General features: G+C 73.3%; 16 protein-coding genes and 1 pseudogene. 16 read left to right on the top strand and 1 reads right to left on the bottom strand.

Annotated features, from left to right (window positions below):
- Positions 1-221 precede the first annotated feature (221 nt).
- The 15 genes and pseudogenes from ACFWJO_RS03485 to ACFWJO_RS03415 all read left to right on the top strand — a co-directional run bounded on the left by ACFWJO_RS03485 (position 222) and on the right by ACFWJO_RS03415 (position 20305).
- Positions 222-683 (top strand): hypothetical protein, encoded by a 462-nt coding sequence (locus ACFWJO_RS03485; protein WP_386863173.1) that lies wholly within the window; start codon positions 222-224, stop codon positions 681-683.
- A gap of 103 nt (positions 684-786) precedes the next feature.
- Positions 787-2001, top strand: a complete 1215-nt coding sequence (locus tag ACFWJO_RS03480; protein WP_386863172.1) for an ROK family transcriptional regulator — start codon at positions 787-789, stop codon at positions 1999-2001.
- 150 nt (positions 2002-2151) lie between these two features.
- Entirely contained in the window at positions 2152-3501 is a 1350-nt protein-coding gene (locus ACFWJO_RS03475; RefSeq protein ID WP_386863171.1) for an ABC transporter substrate-binding protein, read from the top strand.
- 6 nt (positions 3502-3507) lie between these two features.
- Positions 3508-4449 carry a carbohydrate ABC transporter permease gene (locus tag ACFWJO_RS03470; protein WP_386863170.1) on the top strand — a complete coding sequence of 314 codons (942 nt, stop codon included), beginning with the start codon at positions 3508-3510 and terminating at the stop codon, positions 4447-4449.
- A 3-nt stretch (positions 4450-4452) separates the two neighbouring features.
- On the top strand, positions 4453-5355 hold the full coding sequence (locus tag ACFWJO_RS03465; protein WP_386863169.1) for a carbohydrate ABC transporter permease: 903 nt from the start codon (positions 4453-4455) through the stop codon (positions 5353-5355).
- 8 nt (positions 5356-5363) lie between these two features.
- Positions 5364-6671, top strand: coding sequence for a 6-phospho-beta-glucosidase (locus ACFWJO_RS03460; RefSeq protein ID WP_386863168.1), 1308 nt, complete (start codon positions 5364-5366; stop codon positions 6669-6671).
- Positions 6662-7642, top strand: coding sequence for an N-acetylglucosamine kinase (locus ACFWJO_RS03455; RefSeq protein ID WP_386863167.1), 981 nt, complete (start codon positions 6662-6664; stop codon positions 7640-7642). The genes ACFWJO_RS03460 and ACFWJO_RS03455 overlap by 10 nt, the downstream gene beginning before the upstream one ends.
- Before the next feature lie 237 nt (positions 7643-7879).
- Positions 7880-9506, top strand: a pseudogene (locus ACFWJO_RS03450) (IS200/IS605 family accessory protein TnpB-related protein).
- Positions 9507-9712: 206 nt separating this feature from the next.
- On the top strand, positions 9713-11146 hold the full coding sequence (locus ACFWJO_RS03445; RefSeq protein ID WP_386863166.1) for a hypothetical protein: 1434 nt from the start codon (positions 9713-9715) through the stop codon (positions 11144-11146).
- A 131-nt stretch (positions 11147-11277) separates the two neighbouring features.
- Positions 11278-12282: a glutamate ABC transporter substrate-binding protein gene (locus ACFWJO_RS03440; protein ID WP_386863317.1), complete on the top strand. Its 1005-nt coding sequence runs from the start codon at positions 11278-11280 to the stop codon at positions 12280-12282.
- A 20-nt stretch (positions 12283-12302) separates the two neighbouring features.
- Positions 12303-13580: a hypothetical protein gene (locus ACFWJO_RS03435; RefSeq protein WP_386863165.1), complete on the top strand. Its 1278-nt coding sequence runs from the start codon at positions 12303-12305 to the stop codon at positions 13578-13580.
- A 59-nt stretch (positions 13581-13639) separates the two neighbouring features.
- Positions 13640-16069 carry a tetratricopeptide repeat protein gene (locus ACFWJO_RS03430; RefSeq protein WP_386863316.1) on the top strand — a complete coding sequence of 810 codons (2430 nt, stop codon included), beginning with the start codon at positions 13640-13642 and terminating at the stop codon, positions 16067-16069.
- 2 nt (positions 16070-16071) lie between these two features.
- On the top strand, positions 16072-17547 hold the full coding sequence (locus tag ACFWJO_RS03425; RefSeq protein ID WP_386863315.1) for a PP2C family protein-serine/threonine phosphatase: 1476 nt from the start codon (positions 16072-16074) through the stop codon (positions 17545-17547).
- A 90-nt stretch (positions 17548-17637) separates the two neighbouring features.
- Positions 17638-18960, top strand: a complete 1323-nt coding sequence (locus ACFWJO_RS03420) for a VWA domain-containing protein (protein WP_386863164.1) — start codon at positions 17638-17640, stop codon at positions 18958-18960.
- A gap of 40 nt (positions 18961-19000) precedes the next feature.
- Positions 19001-20305, top strand: coding sequence for an FHA domain-containing protein (locus ACFWJO_RS03415; protein WP_386863163.1), 1305 nt, complete (start codon positions 19001-19003; stop codon positions 20303-20305).
- A 4-nt stretch (positions 20306-20309) separates the two neighbouring features.
- Here the strand turns inward: ACFWJO_RS03415 and ACFWJO_RS03410 are convergent, their stop codons facing one another.
- Positions 20310-21275, bottom strand: coding sequence for a methyltransferase domain-containing protein (locus ACFWJO_RS03410; protein WP_386863162.1), 966 nt, complete (start codon positions 21273-21275; stop codon positions 20310-20312).
- A gap of 150 nt (positions 21276-21425) precedes the next feature.
- Here ACFWJO_RS03410 and ACFWJO_RS03405 point away from each other — a divergent pair, with 150 nt between their 5' ends.
- Complete coding sequence (locus ACFWJO_RS03405; RefSeq protein WP_386863161.1) at positions 21426-21830, top strand: globin; 405 nt, start codon at positions 21426-21428, stop codon at positions 21828-21830.
- Positions 21831-21890 lie beyond the last annotated feature (60 nt).

The following is a 21890-nucleotide window of genomic DNA, read 5'->3' as shown; positions in this document are numbered from 1 at the left end:
CCCCTCGTTGGCTAAGGCAACCCCTCCCAAGAAGACGGGACGAAAAAAGAGGACGAAAAAAACAAAAAGGGGGGGCCCCCCCCCACACCCTCCGCTGCCCCCCCCCTCCGTCGTGAGGCCCTTCGTCGTGGGGAGGCAGCCCACCGCGCCGTCGCCGCCGCTCCCGGCGTGCCCGGCGCGTCGGCGAGAATGTCGGAATCGGTGACGACAGGGGGGGGCACGTGCGGTTCGTCGAGGCTGACTGGGATGCCGAATGGCGCGGTTTCCGCGTGGACGCGAGCCGCTATCTCGCCGAGTTGCCGCGGCTCGCGCCGGAGCTGCCGCCCGGGGCACGGGCGTTCGTCATGGAACCGGGGCACTACCGCGTCGGGGCCGACCGGTGCGTCAAGGATCTGGAGCTGACGGGGGTCCGGCCGGCGACGGACAAGAGCGGGGTGCTCGTTCTCGACTTCGCCCCGAATCCGTGGAAGCACGACGAGGGGCTGCGCATCCGGTACACGGGTGTCACGCGTTTCTCCGTCGCGTACGGACACTCCATCGACTGGATGGACCACGACACCGTGCTGTTCGACGAGGTGCTGCCGGACCCGGTCGGATGCGTGCACGAGATCGCGCTGACCGACGCCACCGTCACGGTCCACTGCGCGGATCTGGACGCCGCTTGGGGCGTGCACGCGAAGTAGCCGCCGTGTTCGGGGTATTGACGGCCCACTGATCTCCGCCTTACCTTCCTCCCAACCCAATAGGAAACTTTCCTAACAGTGCACCCCAGGCAGGTGGAGCGTCTTGGCCGGTACGAATCCGGGTACGCCCGGCACCCCGCGCGTGCTGCGCGCCATGAACGACCGGGCCGCGCTCGATCTGCTGCTCGCGCACGGGCCCTTGTCGCGGACCCGGATCGGGAAGCTGACCGGGCTGTCCAAGCCGACCGCCTCGCAGCTGCTCGCGCGGCTCGAGGCCGCCGGGCTCGTGGTGGTCACCGGGACCACCGAGGGGCGGCCGGGGCCCAACGCGCAGCTGTACGGGGTGAATCCGCGGGCCGCGTACGCCGCCGGGCTCGACGTCAGCCCCGAGCGGGTGCACGCGGCCGTCGCCGACGTCACCGGCGAGGTCGTCGGCGAATTCCAGGTGCCGACGCCCGGGCGCGGCGCCGACGACGTGGTGCGGCAGGTCGTCGACGCCCTCGACGGGGCCGCCAAGGACGCCGGGCTCGCCCTCGGGGACGTACACCGTCTCGTCATCGGCACCCCCGGCGCCTTCGACCCGGCCACCGGGCGGCTCCGCTACGCCTCCCACCTGCCCGGCTGGCACTCCCCCACCCTTCTGGAGGAGCTGGCCGTCGCCCTGCCCATGCCGTTCGAGTACGAGAACGACGTCAACCTCGTCGCCATCGCCGAGCAGCGGCTCGGCGCCGCCCGCGGCCACGAGGACTTCGTGCTGCTGTGGAACGAGGAGGGCATCGGCGCCGCCCTCGTCCTCGGCGGCCGGCTGCACCGCGGCTTCACCGGCGGCGCCGGCGAGGTCGGCTTCCTGCCGGTGCCCGGGACGCCGCTCGTCCGGCAGGTCGCCAAGGCCAACTCCGGCGGCTTCCAGGAACTCGCGGGCGTCCAGTCCGTACCCCGCATCGCCAAGGCCGTCGGCATCGAGACCCGCGAGCAGCCGTACGTGGAGACCGCCGCCGGGCTGCTCGCCCGCGCCGCCGAACTCCACGGCGAGGACGAGCGCTACGGCCGGCTCCTCGACGTCTACGCCGAGCGGCTCGCGACGGGGCTCGCCGCCCTGGTCGCCGTGCTCGATCCCGAGCTGATCGTCATGTCGGGCGCGGCCGTCAGCCCGGGCGGCGAGCCGCTGCGCGCCCGCGTCCAGACCCAGCTCGCCGATCTCGCCGCCGCCCGGCCGCGGCTCGTCCTCGCCGAGGTCGACCGGCACCCGGTGCTGCGCGGCGCCCTCGAATCGGCCCTCGCCACCACGCGCGACGAGGTCTTCGACACCTCGCGCTAGGCCGCACCCCAAGCCGCCCCCCATTTCTCCGCCCGACCGCCTCGCCGAAGTTCTCCGCTCGACCGCCCCCGTCCCCGTCCCCGTCCCCGGCCCCGCCCTCCGCCCCAGGCCCTGTCCCGGCCCTCCGTTCCGTTCCAGGGAGACTCCGTCATGCCCGCTCGCCCCCGTCGGCGCGCCGTCGCCGCGCTCGCCGCCACCGCCTCCATAGCGCTCTTCGCCTCGGCCTGTACCGGCCAGGCGGGCAACGGCGCCACCGACGACCCGAACGCCAAGACCACCATCACCTTCTGGCACGGCTGGTCCGCCGAGTCCGAGGTGAAGGCCATCAACGACAACATCAAGCGCTTCGAGCAGGCCCACCCCAACATCAGGGTGAACGTCGTCGGCAACATCAACGACGACAAGCTCAACCAGGCGCTGCGCACCGGAGGTTCGAAGGGGCCCGACGTGGTCTCGTCCTTCACCACGTCCAACGTCGGCAAGTTCTGCTCCTCCGGCGCCTTCGCCGATCTGAAGCCCTTCATCGAGAAGTCGAAGCTCGACCTCGGGAAGATCATCCCGAAGACGCTCCTCGACTACACCCAGTTCGAGGGCAGGCGGTGCGCCATGCCGCTGCTCACCGACGCCTACGGCCTCTACTACAACAAGGACGCCTTCAGGGCGGCCGGCCTCGACCCCGCGAAGCCCCCGAAGACGTACTCCGAGCTGCTCGCCTACGCCAAGAAGCTCACCAAGGCCAAGGGCGACGGCTACGAGCGGCTCGGCTTCATGCCGAACTACCACGGCTACGAGACCACCACCGAGCACTACCTGGGCAGTTGGGGCCCCTCGTACTTCGACCCGTCCACCGGCAGGTCCACCATCGCCTCCGACCCCGCGGTCGCCGAGATGATGACCACGCAGAAGAAGATGGTCGACGAGCTCGGCGGCTACGCGAAGCTGGAGAAGTACCGCACCACCTTCGGCGACGAGTGGGGCGCCAAGCACCCCTTCCACACCGGACAGGTCGCCATGCAGCTCGACGGCGAGTGGCGGCTCGGCATGGCCACCGACGCCAAGGTGCCGTTCGACATCGGCGTGGCCCCGATGCCCGTCCCGGACGACCGCGCGGCGGAGTACGGCAAGGGCTTCCTGTCCGGCACGATCATGGGGATCGCGCCGCAGAGCAAGAAGCAGAACGCCGCCTGGGAGCTGGTCAGGTTCATGACCACGGACACGGAGGCCGTCGTCGCCTTCGCCAACGGCATCCGCAACGTGCCGTCCACCTTCGACGCCCTGAAGTCGCCGAACCTGAAGCTCGACCCGCGGTTCACCACCTTCCTCGACATCGCCCGGCACCCGAAGTCCAACACCCCGGCGGGCGCGGTCAACGGCGCCGCCCACCTCAACACGCTCCAGGACTTCGCCCTGCAGTACGAGAAGGGCGAGGTGTCCGACCTCAAGGCCGGTCTGGAGAAGACCGCCCGGCAGATCGACACCGACATCGCCAAGGCGAAGTAGTCCCGGATGAGTGCCCCCACCCTCCGTTCGAAGCGCCGGCGCTCGGCGCTTCGCACGGCCGCGTTCCTGTCACCGTGGCTCGTCGGGTTCGGCGCCTTCTTCGCGTACCCGATGGTCTCGACCGTGTACTTCTCCTTCACGGCCTACGACGGCTTCCAGCCGCCGTCCTTCAACGGCCTGGCCAACTGGACGTACGTCTTCCAGGACTACCCGATGTTCTGGCCGGCCCTGCGCAACACGCTGTGGCTGGTCGTGGTGATGACGGCGTGCCGGGTGGTCTTCGGCCTGGGCGTCGGTCTGCTCATCACGAAGATCAAGACCGGCGCCGGGGTGTTCCGCACCCTGTTCTACCTGCCGTACCTGGCCCCGCCGGTCGCGGCGACGCTCGCCTTCGTCTTCCTGCTCAACCCGGGCACCGGGCCGGTCAACTCGGTCCTGGAGGGGCTCGGCGTCCCCGCGCCCGCCTGGTTCAACGACGCGGCCTGGTCCAAGCCCGCGCTCACCATGCTCGCGGTGTGGGGCGTCGGCGACCTCATGGTCATCTTCATGGCAGCGCTGCTCGACGTGCCGAAGGAGCAGTACGAGGCCGCCGAGCTGGACGGGGCCTCCGCCCTCCAGCGCTTCCGCTTCGTGACGCTGCCGAACATCTCGCCGATCGTGATGTTCGCCGTCGTCACCGGGATCATCCAGGCGATGCAGTACTACACCCAGCCCCTGGTGGCCGGGAAGGTCGCCTCCGGCGTCATCGGCGGCTCGGGCCAGCAGTTCGAGCCGGGCTACCCGGACAAGTCCACGCTGACCCTGCCGCAGCTCGTCTACAACCTCGGCTTCCAGCGCTTCGACTACGGAGCGGCCTGCGCCACCGCCCTCGTCCTCTTCGCCCTGGCCATGGTCTTCACCGGGCTGCTCATGCGCCGCCGCGGCGGCCTCGTCCAGGCAGGTGACTGAACCATGAGCCAACTGCTCCGGAGCCGCGAGGCCGTGCGGCCGGCCGCCGCCGAGCCCACCCCGGCCTCCCGCACCGCCCGCCGCCGGGCGCTGCTGCACTGGATCGCCGTGCACGCGCTGGGCATCGCCGCCGCGCTGTTCTTCGTGCTGCCGTTCGTCTTCGTGCTGCTCACCTCGCTGATGAGCGACCAGCAGGCGCTCACCCGCGACCTCACCCCGGACACCTGGGAATGGGGCAACTACGTCCGGGTCTTCGAGGCCCCGGGCTTCCTCACCTGGTGGCGCAACACCCTGCTGTACGCGGGCCTCGGCACCGTCCTGACGGTGGTGTCATCGGTCCCGGTGGCGTACGCGCTCGCCAAGTTCCGCTTCCGCGGCAGCCGGCTCGCCCTGATGCTCGTGATCTCGATGATGATGCTGCCGCCGCAGGTCGTCGTCATCCCGATGTACCTGTTCTGGGCGAAGCAGCTGGACCTGTCCGGCAGCCTGTGGCCGCTGATCGTCCCGATGGCCTTCGGCGACGCCTTCTCCATCTTCCTGCTGCGCCAGTTCCTGCTGACCATCCCGAACGAGTACCTCGACGCCGCGCGCGTCGACGGCTGCGGCGAACTGCGCACGCTCGTCCGGGTCGTGCTGCCGATGGCGAAGCCCGGCATCGCGGCCGTCGCGCTGTTCCAGTTCTTCGCCGCGTGGAACGACTACTTCGGACCGCAGATCTACGCCTCGGAGAACCCGGCCGCCTGGACCCTGAGCTACGGCCTCGAGTCGTTCAAGGGCGCGCACCACACCGACTGGAATCTGACCATGGCCGCGACCGTCCTGGTCATGGCCCCCGTGATCCTCGTCTTCTTCTTCGCCCAGAAGGCATTCGTCGAGGGCGTCACACTGACCGGAGTGAAGGGCTGACTGATCCCATGCTGCAGACATCCGGGGGCCGGCCCCCGGCCCCCCGGCCGAAGAAGATCGCCGTCGTCGGGGGCGGCTCCACCTACACCCCCGAACTGATCGACGGGTTCGCGCGCCTGCGCGACACCCTGCCCGTCACCGAACTGGTCCTGGTCGACCCGGCCGCCGAGCGCCTGGAGCTCGTCGGCGGCCTGGCCCGGCGGATCTTCGCCAGGCAGGGCCACGACGGGGTCGTCACCACCACCTCGGACCTCGACGCCGCGGTCGACGGCGCCGACGCGGTCCTGCTCCAGCTGCGGGTCGGCGGACAGGCCGCCCGCGAGCGCGACGAGACCTGGCCGCTGGAGTGCGGCTGCGTCGGCCAGGAGACCACCGGCGCCGGCGGCCTCGCCAAGGCGCTGCGCACGGTCCCGGTCGTCCTGGACATCGCCGAGCGGGTCCGCCGCACCAACCCGGACGCCTGGATCATCGACTTCACCAACCCGGTCGGCATCGTCACCCGTGCGCTGCTCCAGGCCGGCCACAAGGCCGTCGGCCTGTGCAACGTGGCGATCGGCTTCCAGCGGAAGTTCGCCGCGCTGCTCGGCGTCTCCCCCGCCGAGGTGCACCTCGACCACGTCGGCCTCAACCATCTGACCTGGGAGACCGGGGTACGGCTCGGGGGCCCCGACGGCGAGGACGTGCTGCCCCGGCTGCTCGCCGAGCACGGCGACGCCGTCGCCGACGACCTTCGGCTGCCGCGGTCCGTGGTGGACCGGCTCGGCGTCGTCCCCTCGTACTACCTGCGCTACTTCTACGCGCACGACGCCGTCGTCGAGGAGCTGCGCACCAAGCCGTCGCGGGCCGCCGAGGTCGCCGCGATGGAGAAGCAGCTCCTGGAGATGTACGGGGACCCGGCGCTCGACGAGAAGCCCGAGCTGCTCGCCAGGCGCGGCGGCGCCTTCTACTCGGAGGCGGCCGTGGACCTCGCGGCGGCGCTGCTGGGCGCGGGGGGCTCGCCGCACCAGGTGGTGAACGCGTACAACAAGGGCACGCTGCCGTTCCTGCCGGACGACGCCGTGATCGAGGTGCAGGCGGCGGTGGGTCCGGAGGGCCCGGTGCCGCTGCCGGTGGCGCCGCTCGACCCGCTGTACGCGGGCCTGGTCGCGAACGTCTCCGCCTACGAGGACCTGGCCCTGGAGGCGGCGCTGCGCGGCGGGCGCGACCGGGTGTTCAAGGCGCTGCTCGCGCACCCGCTGGTGGGCCAGTTCGCGTACGCGGACGGGCTGACCGACCGGCTCATCGCGCACAACCGGGAGCACCTGGCGTGGGCCTGACCGGGGTACTCCTCGCCGTGGACGCGGGGAACAGCAAGACCGACGTCGCGGTCCTCGCCCCGGACGGCACGGTCCTGGGCGCGGCGCGCGGCGGCGGGTTCCGGCCGCCGGTGGTGGGCGTGGCGGCGGCGGTCGACGCGCTCGCGGAGATCGTCGACGCGGCGTGGGCGGCGGCCGGCGGCGGTGGCGCACCGCCGGTCTTCGAGCACGTCGCCGCCTGTCTCGCCAACGCCGATCTGCCGGTCGAGGAGGCGGAGTTGAAGGCGGCGCTGGACGCGCGCGGCTGGAGCCGCTCGGTCCGGGTGCACAACGACACCTTCGCGATCCTGCGGGCCGGGGTCGACGAACCGCGCGGTGTCGCCGTGGTGTGCGGGGCCGGGATCAACTGCGTGGGCATGACGCCGGACGGGCGCACCGCCCGCTTCCCCGCGATCGGGAAGATCTCCGGGGACTGGGGCGGTGGCGGCGGCCTGGCCGAGGAGGCGCTGTGGTTCGCCGCGCGCGCGGAGGACGGGCGTGGCGCACCGACCGCGCTCGCCAGGGACCTGCCGGAGCACTTCGGGCTGCCGTCGATGTACGCCCTGATCGAGGCGCTGCACCTGGGGCGCGTGCCGCCGGAGCGCAGGCACGAGCTGACGCCGGTGCTGTTCCGTACGAGTGCGGCGGGCGACCCGGTGGCCCGGTCGCTGGTGGACCGGCTGGCGGAGGAGGTCGTGGCGCTCGCGTCCGTCGCGCTCGGCCGGCTCGGACTGCTCGACGAGGAGGCGCCGGTGGTGCTCGGCGGCAGCGTGCTCGCCGCGCGCCATCCGCGTCTCGACGCGCGGATCGCCGCGCTCCTCGCCGTGAAGGCGCCGAAGGCGGCGGTCCGCGTGGTGACCGCCCCGCCGGTGCTCGGCGCGGGCCTGCTGGCCCTGGACGCGGCGGGCGCGCCGCCGGAGGCGGCGGCACGGCTGCGGGCGCATTACGCCTAGCCGCCACGCGCTGTACGTGTGCGGGGGGCGCCCTTCCCGGGCGCCCCCCGCACGCGTGTTCACTCGCTTGAGGAAGCTCAGCAAGGACTACTGCCGCGTGAATGTGCGGGAGCGTGTTCCGGCGCGGTGCGCGGGCGAACGAGATATCCAGGTTCGAATGCGTGACCTTTCGGAGACATGGCCGTTGTGGGTAGCTGAGGGGTTCGTTCGGATACTTCCGGGTGGGGGTGGGCTGGGGTGAGCGTATTGCGTGAGTTGTCGGCGCCGTTCGTCGCCCTGGGACCGTCGGGGGTGTCGATCCGCACCCGCCTGAAGCACCTGACAGCCGGAGACGAGGAGGTGCTGCGCCTGGTCGGTGCGTACCTGGGGTCGCTGGCCTCGAAGGACCTCAGACAGCGGTGTGCGCAGGGGCTGGAGCACTCGGCGGAGACGTGGGCAGCGCGGAAGCGTGATCTGACGGGGGAGTCGTCTTCCCGTTGGGCCGGGAGCATCACGAAGGCCACGCACGACCAGTGGGCACTCTCCCGGCGCTGCCAGCTCGCGCACATCCAGGGGCTGGAAGCGGGCATCAAGACGATCGAACGCCGCCTCTCGCTGCCGATGGGCGAGAAGGGTTCGAAGCGGGCTCCGGGCGGCTATCGCAGTCCGTGGGAGTGGTTCGTCAAGTCCCGGCGGCTGGGTGTCCTGAAGGACCGGCTCGCCCGGGAGCGGGCCGACCGAGAGGCCGGGCGTGTCCGGGTCGTACGGGGCGGCCGGCGCCTACTCAACACCCGGCATCATCTCGACGCCGCCCAGCTCACCGAGGCCGAGTGGCGGGAACGGTGGAAAGCCGCGCGCTGGTTCCTTACAGCAGACGGCGAATCGGGCAAGTCGTTCGGCAACGAGACCATCCGCATCACCCCAGGCGGAGAGGTCTCCCTCAAGCTCCCCACCCCTCTGGCACACCTGGCCAATGCTTCACGCGGCAGGTACGTCCTCACCGGCATGGTGGTGTTCCGGCACCGGGGCGATCAGTGGGCCGACCGCGTGTCCGCGAACCGTGCGGTCGCGTACCGCATCCACCACGACACCGAGCGCGGACGCTGGTACCTCACCGCCTCATGGACCATCCCGCCGGTCAGGACCGTCCCGTTGGAAACGGCACGGCACGGTGGTGTGATCGGTGTTGACACGAACGCCGACCACCTGGCCGCCTGGCGTATCGACCAGCACGGCAACCCCTGCGGAGAACCCCGACGCTTCTCCTACGACCTGTCCGGACCGGCCTCCCACCGAGACGCCCAGGTCCGCCACGCCCTCACCCGCCTCCTGCACTGGGCCAAGCGGCACGATCTCACGATCGCGGTCGAAGACCTAGATTTTCAAGCGGAAGACCCGGGAGAAGTACGGCCGTCGTAAGCGGTTTCGGAAACTAATCTCCGGCATGCCCGTGGCGAGGCTGCGGGCCCGGCTCGTGGCCATGGCTGCCGAACTCGGCATCACCATCGTCGCCGTCGACCCGGCGTACAGCAGCAAGTGGGGCGCCGAGCACTGGCAGAAGCCCCTGACCAGCAAGACCAGGAAGACCACTCGCCACGACAGCGCTGCCGTGGCGATCGGAAGGCGCGCCCTCGGGCACCGCATCCGGCGACGGGCGACACCGCCCCACGACGACCAGAGCGATCGTCGCAGGCATCGGACCGCCCAGGCCGGACGCGGCACCTGGGGACGTGAGGAAACCCGCCCCCGCATCCCCGGACCACGGACACGATCCGCAGGCGCCGGACGCGGAGCGAAAGCGGGCGACCAGCGTGCCCAACACCATTCGGGGCACGCGGCTGAGCAGTGGTCCTGGCAACAGGACTCACTCCCGCTCAGTCTCTAGGATTGGTGGAACCGATTCCGGCCAGGGGTCGTGTTCCTGAGGAATGGTTCGCCTGCGACGGCCAGGGGAGCATGGGGCACGATAGGAACAAGATCAGGTCAATCCCGGTGTGCGGGACGGGCGCTGCGGCCATACTGCTGGCCGGGTAGTCGTCCGCCGCTCCGCCGGCAGGACGGGTCGACGTCTGAGACCGAGGGGGAGGTCACGTGACATACCCGCCGAACGCGCCCGCCGCCTCGGCGGCGCAGGGCACCACCGCCGCGCCCGCGCGGCCGGGTCCCGCCGTGCCGGCGCAGGCCGGGCACGCGCCGGCCGCCGCTCCGCCGCCGGTCTCGCCCGGTGCCTGGGCCGAGGCCCGCGAGGTGCTGCGCCGCGCCGCCACGACCGAACCGGGCCGGCTGCGGATCCTCGGCGCGGTCCTCGCGCTGCTGGTCGTCGCCTTCGGCGCCGTCACGGCCTACGAGGTCGCCGACCGCGCCTCGTACGCGGACGACGTGGTGGGCCGCAGCCAGCCGCTGAGCGCCGACGCCGCCGACATCTACCGCTCCCTCGCCGACGCGGACGCCACGGCCGCGAGCGGCTTCCTGGCCGGCCCGCAGGAGTCCGAGCAGGTCCGCAAGCGGTACGCGGACGACATCACCACCGCCTCCCGGCTGCTCGTCAGGGCAGCCGCGAGCACCGACGCGGGCGGCGACTCGGCCCGTGAGATCGCCACCCTGAGCGAGTACCTTCCGCGCTACACGGGCCTGATAGAGCGGGCCCGCGCCGCCAACCGGCAGGGCCTGCCGCTCGGCGGGGCCTATCTGCGGTACGCGAACCTGACCATGAGCCGGCAGCTGCTGCCCGCCGCCGAGCGGCTGTACGCGGCGGAGACCGAGCGGCTGCACCAGGACGACGACGAGGCCCGCGCCTGGCCGGTCCTGTCGCTCGCGCTCGGGCTGCTCACCCTGGCCGTGCTGGTCTGGGTCCAGCGCCGCAACTACCTGCGGACCAACCGGGTGTTCAACCGCGGACTGCTCGCCGCGAGCGCCTCCTGTCTGGTGGCCCTGCTGTGGCTGCTCGCGGGGCACGGGCTCGCCCGCGCCGGTCTCGACGACGCCCGGGCGCACGGCCAGGAGTCCCTCCAGGTGCTCAACGAGGCCCGGATCAGCTCCCTGAAGGCCCGTGCCAACGAGAACCTGGCCGTGGTGGCGCGTGGCGCCGTGCTCACCGAGGACGGCAAGACCGACAAGTACGAGGCCGACTACTCCGCCGGCGTGGGCGCGCTGGGCGCCGCGCTGGACGCGGCGGAGCGACTCGCCGACGACGCGGAGGGACGCGGCCCGCTCACCGAGGCCGCCGCGCGCGCCGGTGAGTGGCGCGAGCGGCACGCGAAGGCCCGCGAGCTCGACGACGCGGGCGACTTCACCCGCGCCATGGAGAAGATCATCGGCAGCACGGAGTCGACCGGTCAGTCCTTCGACCAGGTCGACGCGGCGCTCGGCCGGGCCCTCGCCCACGAGCAGGACGAGTTCACCCGCGCCGCCGAAGGCGGCCGGGACGCGCTGACCGGGCTGCCGCTGGGCGCGGCGGTCCTGGGTGTGTTCGCCGCGGGATGCGCCGTCACGGGCGTCAACCGCAGACTGTCGGAGTACCGGTGAGAGGGGGCGGGATGCCGGACGGCGTCGAGACGACGAACGGGACGGCCGGGGTGCCGGGCGGCGCCGGCACGCCGTCCGCCGCGGCACCGCGGGGCGTCGCGCGCCTGCGCGGCTGGGGCGGGGTGGCCGCGATGGCCGTGGCCTGCGCCCTGACCGCTTCCCTCGCGCTGTTCGCGCTTCCGCGCGCCGGGGAGGCCGCCCCGTCCGCCCGGTCCGGGGCGGGTCCGGGCGTGGGCCGGGGCGTGCAGGTCAAGGCGGAGAACGCGGACACCTGTGAGAACCCGGAGGCCTCGCTGACGCCGTCGTCGGCCGACGGCCCCGCGGTGACCCGGATCAAGAACCGCGGCAAGCTGATCGTGGGCGTCGACCAGTCCAGCTACAACTGGGGGTTCCGCACGCCGCCGACGGTCACCCGGCAGCCCGACGGTTCGGTGAAGGAGGTCCCCGGCGAGCTGCGCGGCTTCGACATCGACCTGGCGAAGGCCATCGCCAAGTCGATCCTGGGCTCCGAGGACGCCGTCATCTTCCGCACCATCCCGACCAACCAGCGGATCACCGCCCTGGAGAGCGGCAAGGTCGACCTGGTGGTGCGCACGATGACCATCAACTGCAAGCGCATCCAGCAGGTCGCCTTCTCCACCGCCTACTTCCAGGCCGGCCAGCAGGTCCTCGCGCCCAAGGCCTCCACGGTGACCGGCTACGACTCCTCGCTGAGCGGCAAGCGGGTGTGCACCGCCGAGGGCTCCACGGCCTACGAGGCGCTGGAGGCGAAGTCGTTCGGCGCGGTCTTCAAGGACGTGGGCGACGGCACCAAGGACGACCCGGACCTGCTGACGGTGCCCAACCAGCTGGACTGCCTGGCCCGGCTGCAGATGGGCGAGGTGGACGCGGTCGTCACCGACAACGCGCTGGCCGCCGGACAGGCCGCCCAGGACCCGGCCGTCGAGCTCAAGGGCCGGCCGTTCACCACCGAGTACTACGGGGTGGCGGCGAAGCTGGGCGACGACGACCTGGTGCGCCGGGTCAACCAGGTGCTCGTGGAGTACCGGCAGGGCCCGTGGCAGAAGGCGTACCAGAAGTGGCTCGCGGCGGACCTGCCCGGGATATCCGGACCGCCCGCCCCCACGTACAAGTAGCACGAGACGAGAGGTGATCGATGGGCGTCGCGGGACCCCCCGGGCCGGTGATGGACCGGGACGAGGTGGACCGTGCGCTGGCGCGGCTCGGCGCTGAGCACAAGGCGGTCGAGGACTCGCTCCTCGCCCTCCAGGACCACGCCGGCCGCCGGCTGCTCGAAGGCGCCGAGCTCACCGGCACGACCCGGGAGCGCTGGCAGACCGCCGAGCGGACGATCACCCTGCTGTGGGCGTACTTCGACGCGTACACGGCCGCCCTGCACGACGCCCGCGAGCTCCGGGCCCGGCGCCGCTGGCCCGGCCGGGAGGAGCTGGCCGAACTCACCGACCGGCTGCGGGGCGAGAGCGTGCACGTCCCGGGCGGCGCGATCGGACAGGCCGCGCTCGCCGAGCGGTTCACCCTGGACGGACTGGTCCGGCGGATGAACGAGCTGTACGCCTCCTCGCTCGACGTGGTGGTCACCGCCGACGCCGTGTGGTCCGCGCTGCCCGCGCGGATAGACCTGCTCGCCGCCGAGCTGGGCCGGACGCGTTCGCTGGCGCACTCGGTGGGCGTGCGGCCCGGGGAGCACCCGGCCGGGGACGAGCTGGAGTCGATCACGGCCGAGCTGTCCGCGCTGCGCACCCAGGTGGTGTCCGATCCGCTGGCCTTCTGGCGTCCTGCGCAGGGCAGTTCGGCGCCGGGCGGCGGCCGCCCGGACACCGGGCGGTACGACACGGCGGCCCGCGCGCTGGAGGACGTGCGGCGCGAGATCGAGGCGGTGCTGCAGGTCCGGCAGGACTCCGAGGAGCGGCTGCTGCGGCTGCGGGACGTGCTGTCGCGGGCGGACCGGACGCTCGCCGAGGCGCGGGCGGCCCGCGGCGAGGTCCTCGCGAAGATCGCCGCCTCCGAGGTGCCGGCCGTCAGCGGCCCGCCGACGGCGCTCCAGGAGCGGCTGGCCACGGCCGCCGAGTACCGCAGGCACGCCCAGTGGCACCGGCTCTCGCCGCTCCTGGACGCCCTGGAGCAGGAGGCGGAGGAGGAACTGCTGCGGGCCCGCGAGTCGCTGACGGCGGTGACCGCGCCGCTCGCGGTCCGCGCCGAGCTGCGCGGCCGGCTCGACGCGTACAAGGCGAAGGTGGCCAGGCTCGGGGCGGCGGAGGATCCGCTGCTCATCGAGCGGTACGACACGGCACGCCGGATGCTGTGGAGCGCACCGTGCGACCTGCGGGCCGCCGAACAGGCGGTGCTGCGCTACCAGCAGGCGGCGGCGGAGACGCTGTCGGCACCGAGAGACGGCGGGGGGAACCAGTGGTGAGCGAAGGGTCCGGAGTGGGCAGCTGTCAGCGTCCGTCGTGCGAGGGCTCCTACGAGGACATGGGCGGCGGCGAGCTGTACTGCGACACCTGCGGTCTCGCCCCGGTCGTCGCGCCCGGAGGCATGCTGCAGGCGACGCGTACGGGGATGGCGGTGGCCGGGACCGGTCGCGGGGGCGATTCGGGCCGTTCGGCCTCGTCCGCGTCGTCGCGCGTGTCCTCGCGCTCGGCGCGGTCCTCGGCGTCCCGGCGTTCGGTGTCCGGGCGGCTCTCGCGTGCGCTGTCGGGGGCGAGCGGTGCCTCGCGTTCGGTGTCGGTGCGCAGCTCGGGTTCGACCGGCGGCCAGTCGGGGCGGGGCCGGCTCGGCGCCGGTCTGGTCGCGGTGCCGGAGGTGCCGCGGCCCGACCCGCGGGGCGCCGTGATGGACAACCCGGAGGTCCCCGAGAGGAAGCGTTTCTGCTCGCGTTCGGACTGCGGCGCGCCGGTGGGCCGTTCGCGCGGCGACCGGCCGGGCCGTACCGAGGGCTTCTGCACCAAGTGCGGCCACCCGTACTCCTTCGTGCCGAAGCTGCGCGCCGGGGACGTGGTCCACGGGCAGTACGAGGTGGCGGGCTGTCTCGCCCACGGCGGTCTCGGCTGGATCTACCTCGCCGTCGACAAGGCGGTCTCGGACCGCTGGGTGGTCCTCAAGGGCCTGCTCGACACCGGCGACCAGGACGCCATGGCGGCGGCCATCTCCGAGCGGCGCTTCCTCGCGGAGATCGAGCACTCCAACATCGTCCGCATCTACAACTTCGTCGAGCACCTGGACCAGCGCACGGGCTCCCTGGACGGCTACATCGTCATGGAGTACGTGGGCGGCAAGTCCCTCAAGGAGATCGCCAACGGGCGGCGCACCCCGGACGGCCGGCGCGACCCGCTGCCGGTCGAGCAGGCCTGCGCGTACGGCATCGAGGCCCTGGAGGCGCTCGGTCACCTGCACAGCCGCAACCTGCTGTACTGCGACTTCAAGGTCGACAACGCGATCCAGACCGAGGACCAGCTGAAGCTCATCGACATGGGCGCGGTCCGGCGGATGGACGACGACGAGTCCGCGATCTACGGCACCGTCGGCTACCAGGCGCCGGAGGTCGCCGAGGTCGGCCCCTCGGTGGCGAGCGACCTGTACACGGTGGCGCGCACCCTGGCCGTGCTCACCTTCGACTTCCAGGGCTACACGAACGTCTTCGTGGACTCGCTGCCCGAGCCGGACGGCATCGAGGTCTTCCGTACGTACGAGTCCTTCTACCGCTTCCTGGTGCGGGCCACCGACCCCGACCCGGCCCGCCGGTTCGGCTCCGCGCAGGAGATGGCCGAGCAGCTGACCGGCGTGCTGCGGGAGGTCGTCGCGCTCCAGTCGGGCCGGCCGCGGCCCGCCCTGTCGACGCTGTTCGGCGCCGAGGTGCGGGTCACGGACACCGAGCTGTTCGAGGAGCTCACCGAGGACGTGTCGGTGCTCGGCGCGCGGGAGCTGCGGCGCGGCAGGAAGACGCTGCCGACCTCGGTCAACGGCCGGGCCGGGAGCTTCCTGCGGCCCTTCGACGTGACCGCGACGGCGCTCGCGCTGCCGGTGCCGAGGGTGGACGCGGCCGATCCCAACGCCGGTTTCCTCGCCGGTCTGCTCGCCGCCGCGCCCGCCGAGCTGATCACCGCGCTGCACGCGGCGCCGGTCACCTCGCTCGAACTGCGGCTCCGCGAGCTGCGGGCGCGCCTGGAGATGGGCGACCTGGTCGCCGCCGGGCGTTCGCTCGACGACCTGGAGCACGGCTACGCGGACGACTGGCGGGTGGTCTGGTACCGCGGCGTGACCTCCCTGGTCGGCGGCGACCGGGAGAGCGCGGCGGTCTCCTTCGACGCGATCTACGACGCCTTCCCGGGCGAGCCCGCGCCCAAGCTGGCGCTCGGCGTCTGCGCCGAGCTGCTCGGCCAGCTGGACAACGCGGCGGAGTACTACCGGCTGGTGTGGGCGACCGACCCCAGCTACGTCAGCGCCGCGTTCGGCCTGGCCCGGGTGCAGCTCGCGGCCGGCGACCGGGCGAGTGCGGTGCGCACCCTGGAGTCGGTGCCCGAGTCGTCCATCCACTACACGGCGGCCCGGGTCGCCGCCGTACGGGCCCGGCTGCGCCGCCGGCCGGCCAACGAACCGCTGGGCGCCGACCTGACCGCCGCCGCGGCCCAGGTCTCCGCGCTGCAAGGCTTCGGCCTCGACGCGGTGCGCCGTGAACAGCTGTCGACGGAGGTGCTCGGCACGGCACTCGACTGGGTGCTGTCCGGGAGCCCCGGCGCGGGCCCGGCCGGCACGGCGCTGCTGGGCAGCGAACTGGACGAGCGCGGACTGCGCTTCGGCCTCGAACGCTCGTACCGGGTGCTCGCCCGGCTCGCCCAGCGGGGCGAGGAGAGGATCGAACTGGTGGAGCGGGCCAACCGCTTCCGCCCCAGGACGTGGGTGTGAGTATGTCGTTGAAGCCCAAGCCGCCGCACCCGCTCGGGAACTGCCCCGGCTGCGCGGAGCCGCTCGAGTCGGGTGACCGGTTCTGCGGCGCGTGCGGCTTCGACCTGTCGGCCGCCGAGGTGCCGGACCGGCCGACGGTGCCGATCGCGCTGCCCGTGGAGTGGCCGGAGCCGCCGCCCCGCGACCCGCAGTCGCTGACGACGGCCACCCAGCACCCCGGCGACCTGCCGGGCACCGACTCGGGCGGCCACGACCTGCCGACGATCCCGGTCCGCACGGACGAGGTACCGACGACCCCGACCGCGGAGGCCCCGACCGCGGAGGCCCCGACGGCCGAGGCCCCGGCCGCGGAGGCCGGCCAGATGTCCGCCGCAGCGGAGCACGGTGCCACGGCGGGGCGCGAGGTCCCCGGGGCCTCGCCCGAGTCCGGTGCCGGGCACGGTGCCGGGCACGGCGCCGAGGCCGTATCGCCTTCCGACGACGGGGACTTCACCCTGCCCGCGCCCGATCCCCGGGCGGCGCTGCGCGCCGAGGCCGTGGCCCCGGCGCCCGCGCCGGCGGCCGGCGACGGACGGAAGGTGTGCGTGGCCTGCCGGACCGGACGGGTCGACGACGACGGCTACTGCGAGCACTGCGGGCACGCCCAGCCCCGGGACCGCGACCACATGGAGGAGGAGCTGCCGGCGGTCGCGGCCGTCAGCGACCGCGGCCTGCGCCACCACCGCAACGAGGACTCCTTCGCCGTCGCGTCCGCCGTACTGCCCGACGGCTCGCCCGCCGCGCTCGCCGTCGTCTGCGACGGCGTCTCCTCCGCGACCCGCCCCGACGAGGCGTCCGCCGCCGCCGCGTCCGCGGCGCGCTCCGCGCTCGTCACGGCACTGCCCCGTGGCACCCACCCGCAGCAGGCCATGCAGGAGGCCATCGTGGCCGCCGCCGAGGCGGTCACCGCACTGGCCGAGCGCCCGGAGGGCGAGCGGGAGCACCAGAACGCGCCGGCCTGCACCATCGTCGGCTCCATCGTCGCCGACGGGCTGCTCGTCGTCGGCTGGGTCGGCGACAGCCGGGCGTACTGGGTGCCGGACGACCGCGCCACACCGCCCGCCCGGCTCACCGAGGACGACTCCTGGGCCGCGCAGATGGTCGCGGCGGGCCTGATGAGCGAGGCGCAGGCCTACGCGGACGAGCGCGCCCACGCGATCACCGGCTGGCTCGGCGCGGACAGCTACGAACTGGAGCCGCACACCGCCGCGTTCAAGCCGGACCGGCCGGGCGTGGTCGTGGTCTGCACGGACGGCCTGTGGAACTACGCGGAGGCCGCGGACGACATGGCCCGGGTCCTTCCGCCGGACGCGGCCGAACGCCCGCTGCACGCCGCGCAGGTGCTGGTCGGCCACGCCCTCGACGGCGGAGGCCACGACAACATCACGGTCGCGCTGCTGCCGTTCACCCTTCCGCCCGCGGGAGCGGGACCGGCCTGACCGGCCTGACCGTCCGTTCCCCTCTCCTTCTTCTCTCTTCCTCCTTCTCTCTTCCTCTTTCTTCGCGTGAGCCGAGGAGCCGAATCACCCATGGCGAACTTCTCCAAGCCGACCGGGCCGCAGTTCTCGGTGGACGTGTACCAGAACGAGTTCCTGCCGGAGGGCGGGCGGGACGTCAACGCGATCGTCACCGTCACCGCCACCGGCGGCGGCACCGCCGGCCCGTTCCGGTCGGCCGCCGGCTCCGCCGCCGTCGTCCTGATGCTCGACTGCTCGGGCTCGATGGACTACCCGGCGACCAAGATGCGCGGCGCCCGCGAGGCGACCGCCGCCGCGATCGACACCCTGCGCGACGGCACCTCCTTCGCCGTCGTCGCCGGTACGCACGTGGCGAAGGAGGTCTATCCGGGGAACGGCCGGCTCGCCGTCGCCGACGCCCGCACCCGCGCCGAGGCGAAGGACGCGCTGCGCGGGCTGAGCGCGGGCGGCGGCACCGCCATCGGCACCTGGCTGCGGCTGGCCGAGCGGCTGCTCTCCTCCGCCGACGCGGCCATCCGGCACGGCATCCTGCTCACCGACGGCCGCAACGAGCACGAGTCGCCCGCCGAACTGCGGGCCGCCCTGGACGCCTGCGCGGGCCGGTTCACCTGTGACGCCCGCGGCGTCGGCACCGACTGGGAGGTCGAGGAGGTCAGGGGCATCGCGCGGGCGCTGCTCGGCACGGCCGACATCGTCGCCGACCCCGCCGGGCTCGCCGCCGACTTCACGGCGATGATGGAGCACGCCATGGGCAAGGAGGTCGCGGACGTCGCACTGCGCCTGTGGACCCCGGTCGGCGTGGAGATCGGCTTCGTGAAGCAGGTCGCGCCGACGGTCGAGGACCTGACGGGCCGGCGCACCGAGGCGGGCCCGCGCGCCGGCGACTACCCGACCGGCTCGTGGGGCGACGAGTCCCGCGACTACCACGTGTCCGTACGGGTCCCGCAGGCGGCGGTCGGCCAGGAGATGCTGGCCGCCCGGGTCTCGCTGATCGTCCCGGACCCGGCCGGCGGCGCCCCGACCACGCTGTCCCAGGGACTGGTACGGGCGGTGTGGACCGACGACATGGTGATGTCCACCTCGATCAATCCGCAGGTCGCGCACTACACGGGACAGGCCGAGCTCGCGGACGCCATCCAGGAGGGGCTCGACGCACGCAAATCGGGTGATTACGACGGCGCGACGGCCAAGCTCGGGCGAGCCGTGCAGCTCGCGGCGGCCTCCGGCAACGCCGATACCGCGAAACTCCTTTCGAAGGTGGTGGACGTGGTCGATGCCGCGACGGGTACTGTGCGTTTGAAGGCGAAGGTCGCGGAAGCGGACGAGATGACTCTCGAGACGCGCTCCACCAAGACCGTTCGCGTGAAGAAGTAGGCCCGTCAGGGCGAGGACGACGAGAGGGGGAAGCACCGACATGCCGACCTGCCCGAACGGACACCAGTCGGTCTCCGACGACTGGTGCGAGGTCTGCGGCCACCGCATGGCGGCCGGGGCGGGCGCGCCGACGGGTGCCGTACCGCCGCCTCCCCCGCCGCCGCCCGCGTACGGATACCCCGGCCCCGGGGGCCCGGGCGGACCGGCCGGTCCTGGTGCGCCGGGTGCCCCGGTGCCGCCCCCGGCCGCGCCCGGCGGCTTCGGACCGGGCGGCGACCCGAACGCCACCGCCCACGCCGAGCTGTGCCCGCAGTGCCGCACCCCGCGCGAGCACATGGCGCCGTTCTGCGAGGAGTGCCGCTGGAACTTCCTCACGAACACGGCGACCTCGTACACCCCGATCGCCCCGTCGCACGCGGCACGCCCGCCGGCCGCGCCGCAGGGCCCGCCGCCGGGTCTCAACCTGCCGCCCGGTTTCCAGTCGCCGCCGCGGCCCGCGCAGCCGCAGCACCCGGACGCGTTCGACTACCAGGGCTCGCGTCCGTCCCAGGTGAACCGTCCCGCCGAGCCGCTGGGCGCCGACCCGACCCACCACCAGGCACCGCAGCCGCCGCAGGCCGGGCAGCCGCCGCAGGCCCCGCCGGCCCCTCAGGCCCCGCAGGCCTTCCCGGCGGCGCCGCCGCAGCCGGCCCCGCCGCAGCCGCGCGCGGACGACGACTGGATGCTGCCGCCGCCCTCGCAGCCGCAGCACCCCGCGCCGCAGGGTCCGCCGGCGCCGCCCGCGCCCGCGCCGCAGGGTCCGCCGCCGGTGCCGGGCACCGGTCAGTACCCGGGCCAGGGCCCGGCCCCGGTCCCGCCGCCGGCCCCCGCGCCCGCCCAGGCTCCGGCTCCGGCTCCCCAGGGTCCGCCGCCGCAGTTCGCGCAGCCGCCGCACCCGCAGGCCGGCTGGACCGCGGTGATCGGCCCCGACCGCGAGTACTTCATGGCGATGATGCACCGCAGCGGTCCGGAGGCCTCGGGGCTCAACCTGCCCGCGTACTCCCCGGAGCAGCACGTCCCGCTCCAGGGCAACCAGGTCAGCATCGGCCGCCGCCGGCACTCCACCGGCGAGTCGCCCGACATCGACCTGTCGGTGCCGCCGGAGGACCCGGGCGTCTCGCACCAGCACGCGGTGCTCGTGGCGCAGCCGGACGGCTCGTGGGCGGTGGTGGACCAGAACTCCACCAACGGCACCACGATCAACGGCTCCCCCGACCCGATCCAGCCGTACGTGCCGGTGCAGCTCCAGGACGGCGACCGGGTGCACGTCGGCGCCTGGACGACGATCACCGTCCGCCGCGGCTGAGCGTTCAGAGGTCCGGCAGGGGCCAGGCGTAGGGCCCTGCCGGGTCGTCCAGCCAGGCCCACTGCCGTCCGCCGCTCACCGTCACACCGAAGCGCTCCCGCTCCGGCCGCCGTTCGCGCTGCCAGAGCGAGAGCGCTTCGCGCGTTCCGAGGGCGTCCCCGGCGAGACCGGCCAGGAACTCGAAGCGCTCGTCGTCGTACACCCGCCGTGGCAGCCCGCCGGTGCGCCGCCGCGAGGGCCGGGCGCCGCCGCCGCGCAGGGCGACGAAGTACGCGGGGGTGGCGAGGAACCGGCCCTCGGCGTGGTCCGGGCCGTGGACGGCCATCAGGAGGAGACCGGTGGAGAGCGGCGTGAGGATCCTGGCGCCGGCCCTGCTCTGCGCGAGCCAGGCGTACGGGACGGAGGGCATCGCGCAGGTCGCCACGATCCGGTCGTACGGAGCGTGCTCGGGGCAGCCGCGGGCGCCGTCGCGGGTGATGACGGCCGGCCGGTAGCCGGCGGCGGCGAGATGGGTCCGGGCGGACTCGGTGATCTCCTCGTCCAGGTCGACGGTGGTGACGTGGTCGTCGCCGAGGCGGTGGCAGAGCAGGGCCGCGTGGTAGCCGGTGCCCGCGCCGATCTCCAGGACGTCGTGGCCGTCGCGGACGTCGAGGGCTTCCAGCATCCGCGCCATGAGGGAGGGCTGGCTGGCGGAGGAGAGCAGCTCGCCGTCCCTGACCCGGGTGGCCAGGGTGCCGTCCCGGTAGGCCCCGCGCAGCCAGCGGGTGCGGCGCGCGGGGTCGGGGTCGCCGGACCAGAGGCGTTCGTAGCCGCCCGGCCCGGGGACGTAGTAGGAGGGCACGAAGAGGTGGCGCGGGACCCGGGCGAAGGCCTCCCGCCAGGCGGGGTCGCGCAGGGCGCCGTAGGCCTGGATCTCGCGCACCATCGCCCGCCGGGCCCGCGCGCCCTCCTCGGCGAACACGTCGCGCATGGCTCCACTGTCCTGCGCGACGTGCGGTTCCGGCCACCGGTCGCGTCCGGCCGGAGGCCCGGGAGAGAGTCCTGGTGCCTGTCCGGCCATGGTCCGCCGGACAGTCCTAGACCTCCGGTCCTCCGCCGGGGCATCTGAGACGATGGAACGGTGAACGATATTCCGCGCGGCACGGTTCAGGAGCAGACCTTCTACGAGCAGGTGGGTGGCGAGGAGACCTTCCGCCGCCTGGTCCGGCGCTTCTACGAGGGAGTCGCCGAGGACCCGCTGCTGCGGCCGATGTACCCGGAGGAGGACCTGGGTCCGGCCGAGGAGCGGCTCGCGCTGTTCCTCATGCAGTACTGGGGCGGCCCGCGTACGTACAGCGACCACCGCGGCCATCCGCGGCTGCGGATGCGGCACGCTCCGTTCACGGTGGACCGGGCGGCGCACGACGCGTGGCTGCGGCACATGCGGGACGCGGTGGACGAGCTGGGGCTCGCGCCGGAGCTGGAGCAGCAGCTGTGGCACTACCTGACGTACGCCGCCGCCTCCATGGTCAACACCGCGGACTGACCGCCCGCTCGCGGACGAACACATTCCGGTGACCGGACCCCGCATAACGGTCACGATCGC

The organism is Streptomyces sp. NPDC127092, from assembly GCF_042722475.1.
GTDB lineage: Bacteria > Actinomycetota > Actinomycetes > Streptomycetales > Streptomycetaceae > Streptomyces.
Note: the sequence above shows the minus strand (reverse complement) of the source record. Positions and strands in the feature narration are given on the sequence as shown.

Excerpts from the sequence above, each read along its gene's own strand:
- ACFWJO_RS03475 (WP_386863171.1), top strand. The coding sequence starts at position 2,152 with ATGCCCGCTCGCCCCCGTCGGCGCGCCGTCGCCGCGCTCGCCGCCACC.
- ACFWJO_RS03470 (WP_386863170.1), top strand. The coding sequence starts at position 3,508 with ATGAGTGCCCCCACCCTCCGTTCGAAGCGCCGGCGCTCGGCGCTTCGC.
- ACFWJO_RS03465 (WP_386863169.1), top strand. The coding sequence starts at position 4,453 with ATGAGCCAACTGCTCCGGAGCCGCGAGGCCGTGCGGCCGGCCGCCGCC.
- ACFWJO_RS03460 (WP_386863168.1), top strand. The coding sequence starts at position 5,364 with ATGCTGCAGACATCCGGGGGCCGGCCCCCGGCCCCCCGGCCGAAGAAG.
- ACFWJO_RS03440 (WP_386863317.1), top strand. The coding sequence starts at position 11,278 with ATGGCCGTGGCCTGCGCCCTGACCGCTTCCCTCGCGCTGTTCGCGCTT.
- ACFWJO_RS03435 (WP_386863165.1), top strand. The coding sequence starts at position 12,303 with ATGGGCGTCGCGGGACCCCCCGGGCCGGTGATGGACCGGGACGAGGTG.
- ACFWJO_RS03430 (WP_386863316.1), top strand. The coding sequence starts at position 13,640 with ATGGGCGGCGGCGAGCTGTACTGCGACACCTGCGGTCTCGCCCCGGTC.
- ACFWJO_RS03425 (WP_386863315.1), top strand. The coding sequence starts at position 16,072 with ATGTCGTTGAAGCCCAAGCCGCCGCACCCGCTCGGGAACTGCCCCGGC.
- ACFWJO_RS03420 (WP_386863164.1), top strand. The coding sequence starts at position 17,638 with ATGGCGAACTTCTCCAAGCCGACCGGGCCGCAGTTCTCGGTGGACGTG.
- ACFWJO_RS03415 (WP_386863163.1), top strand. The coding sequence starts at position 19,001 with ATGCCGACCTGCCCGAACGGACACCAGTCGGTCTCCGACGACTGGTGC.
- ACFWJO_RS03410 (WP_386863162.1), bottom strand. The coding sequence starts at position 21,275 with ATGCGCGACGTGTTCGCCGAGGAGGGCGCGCGGGCCCGGCGGGCGATG.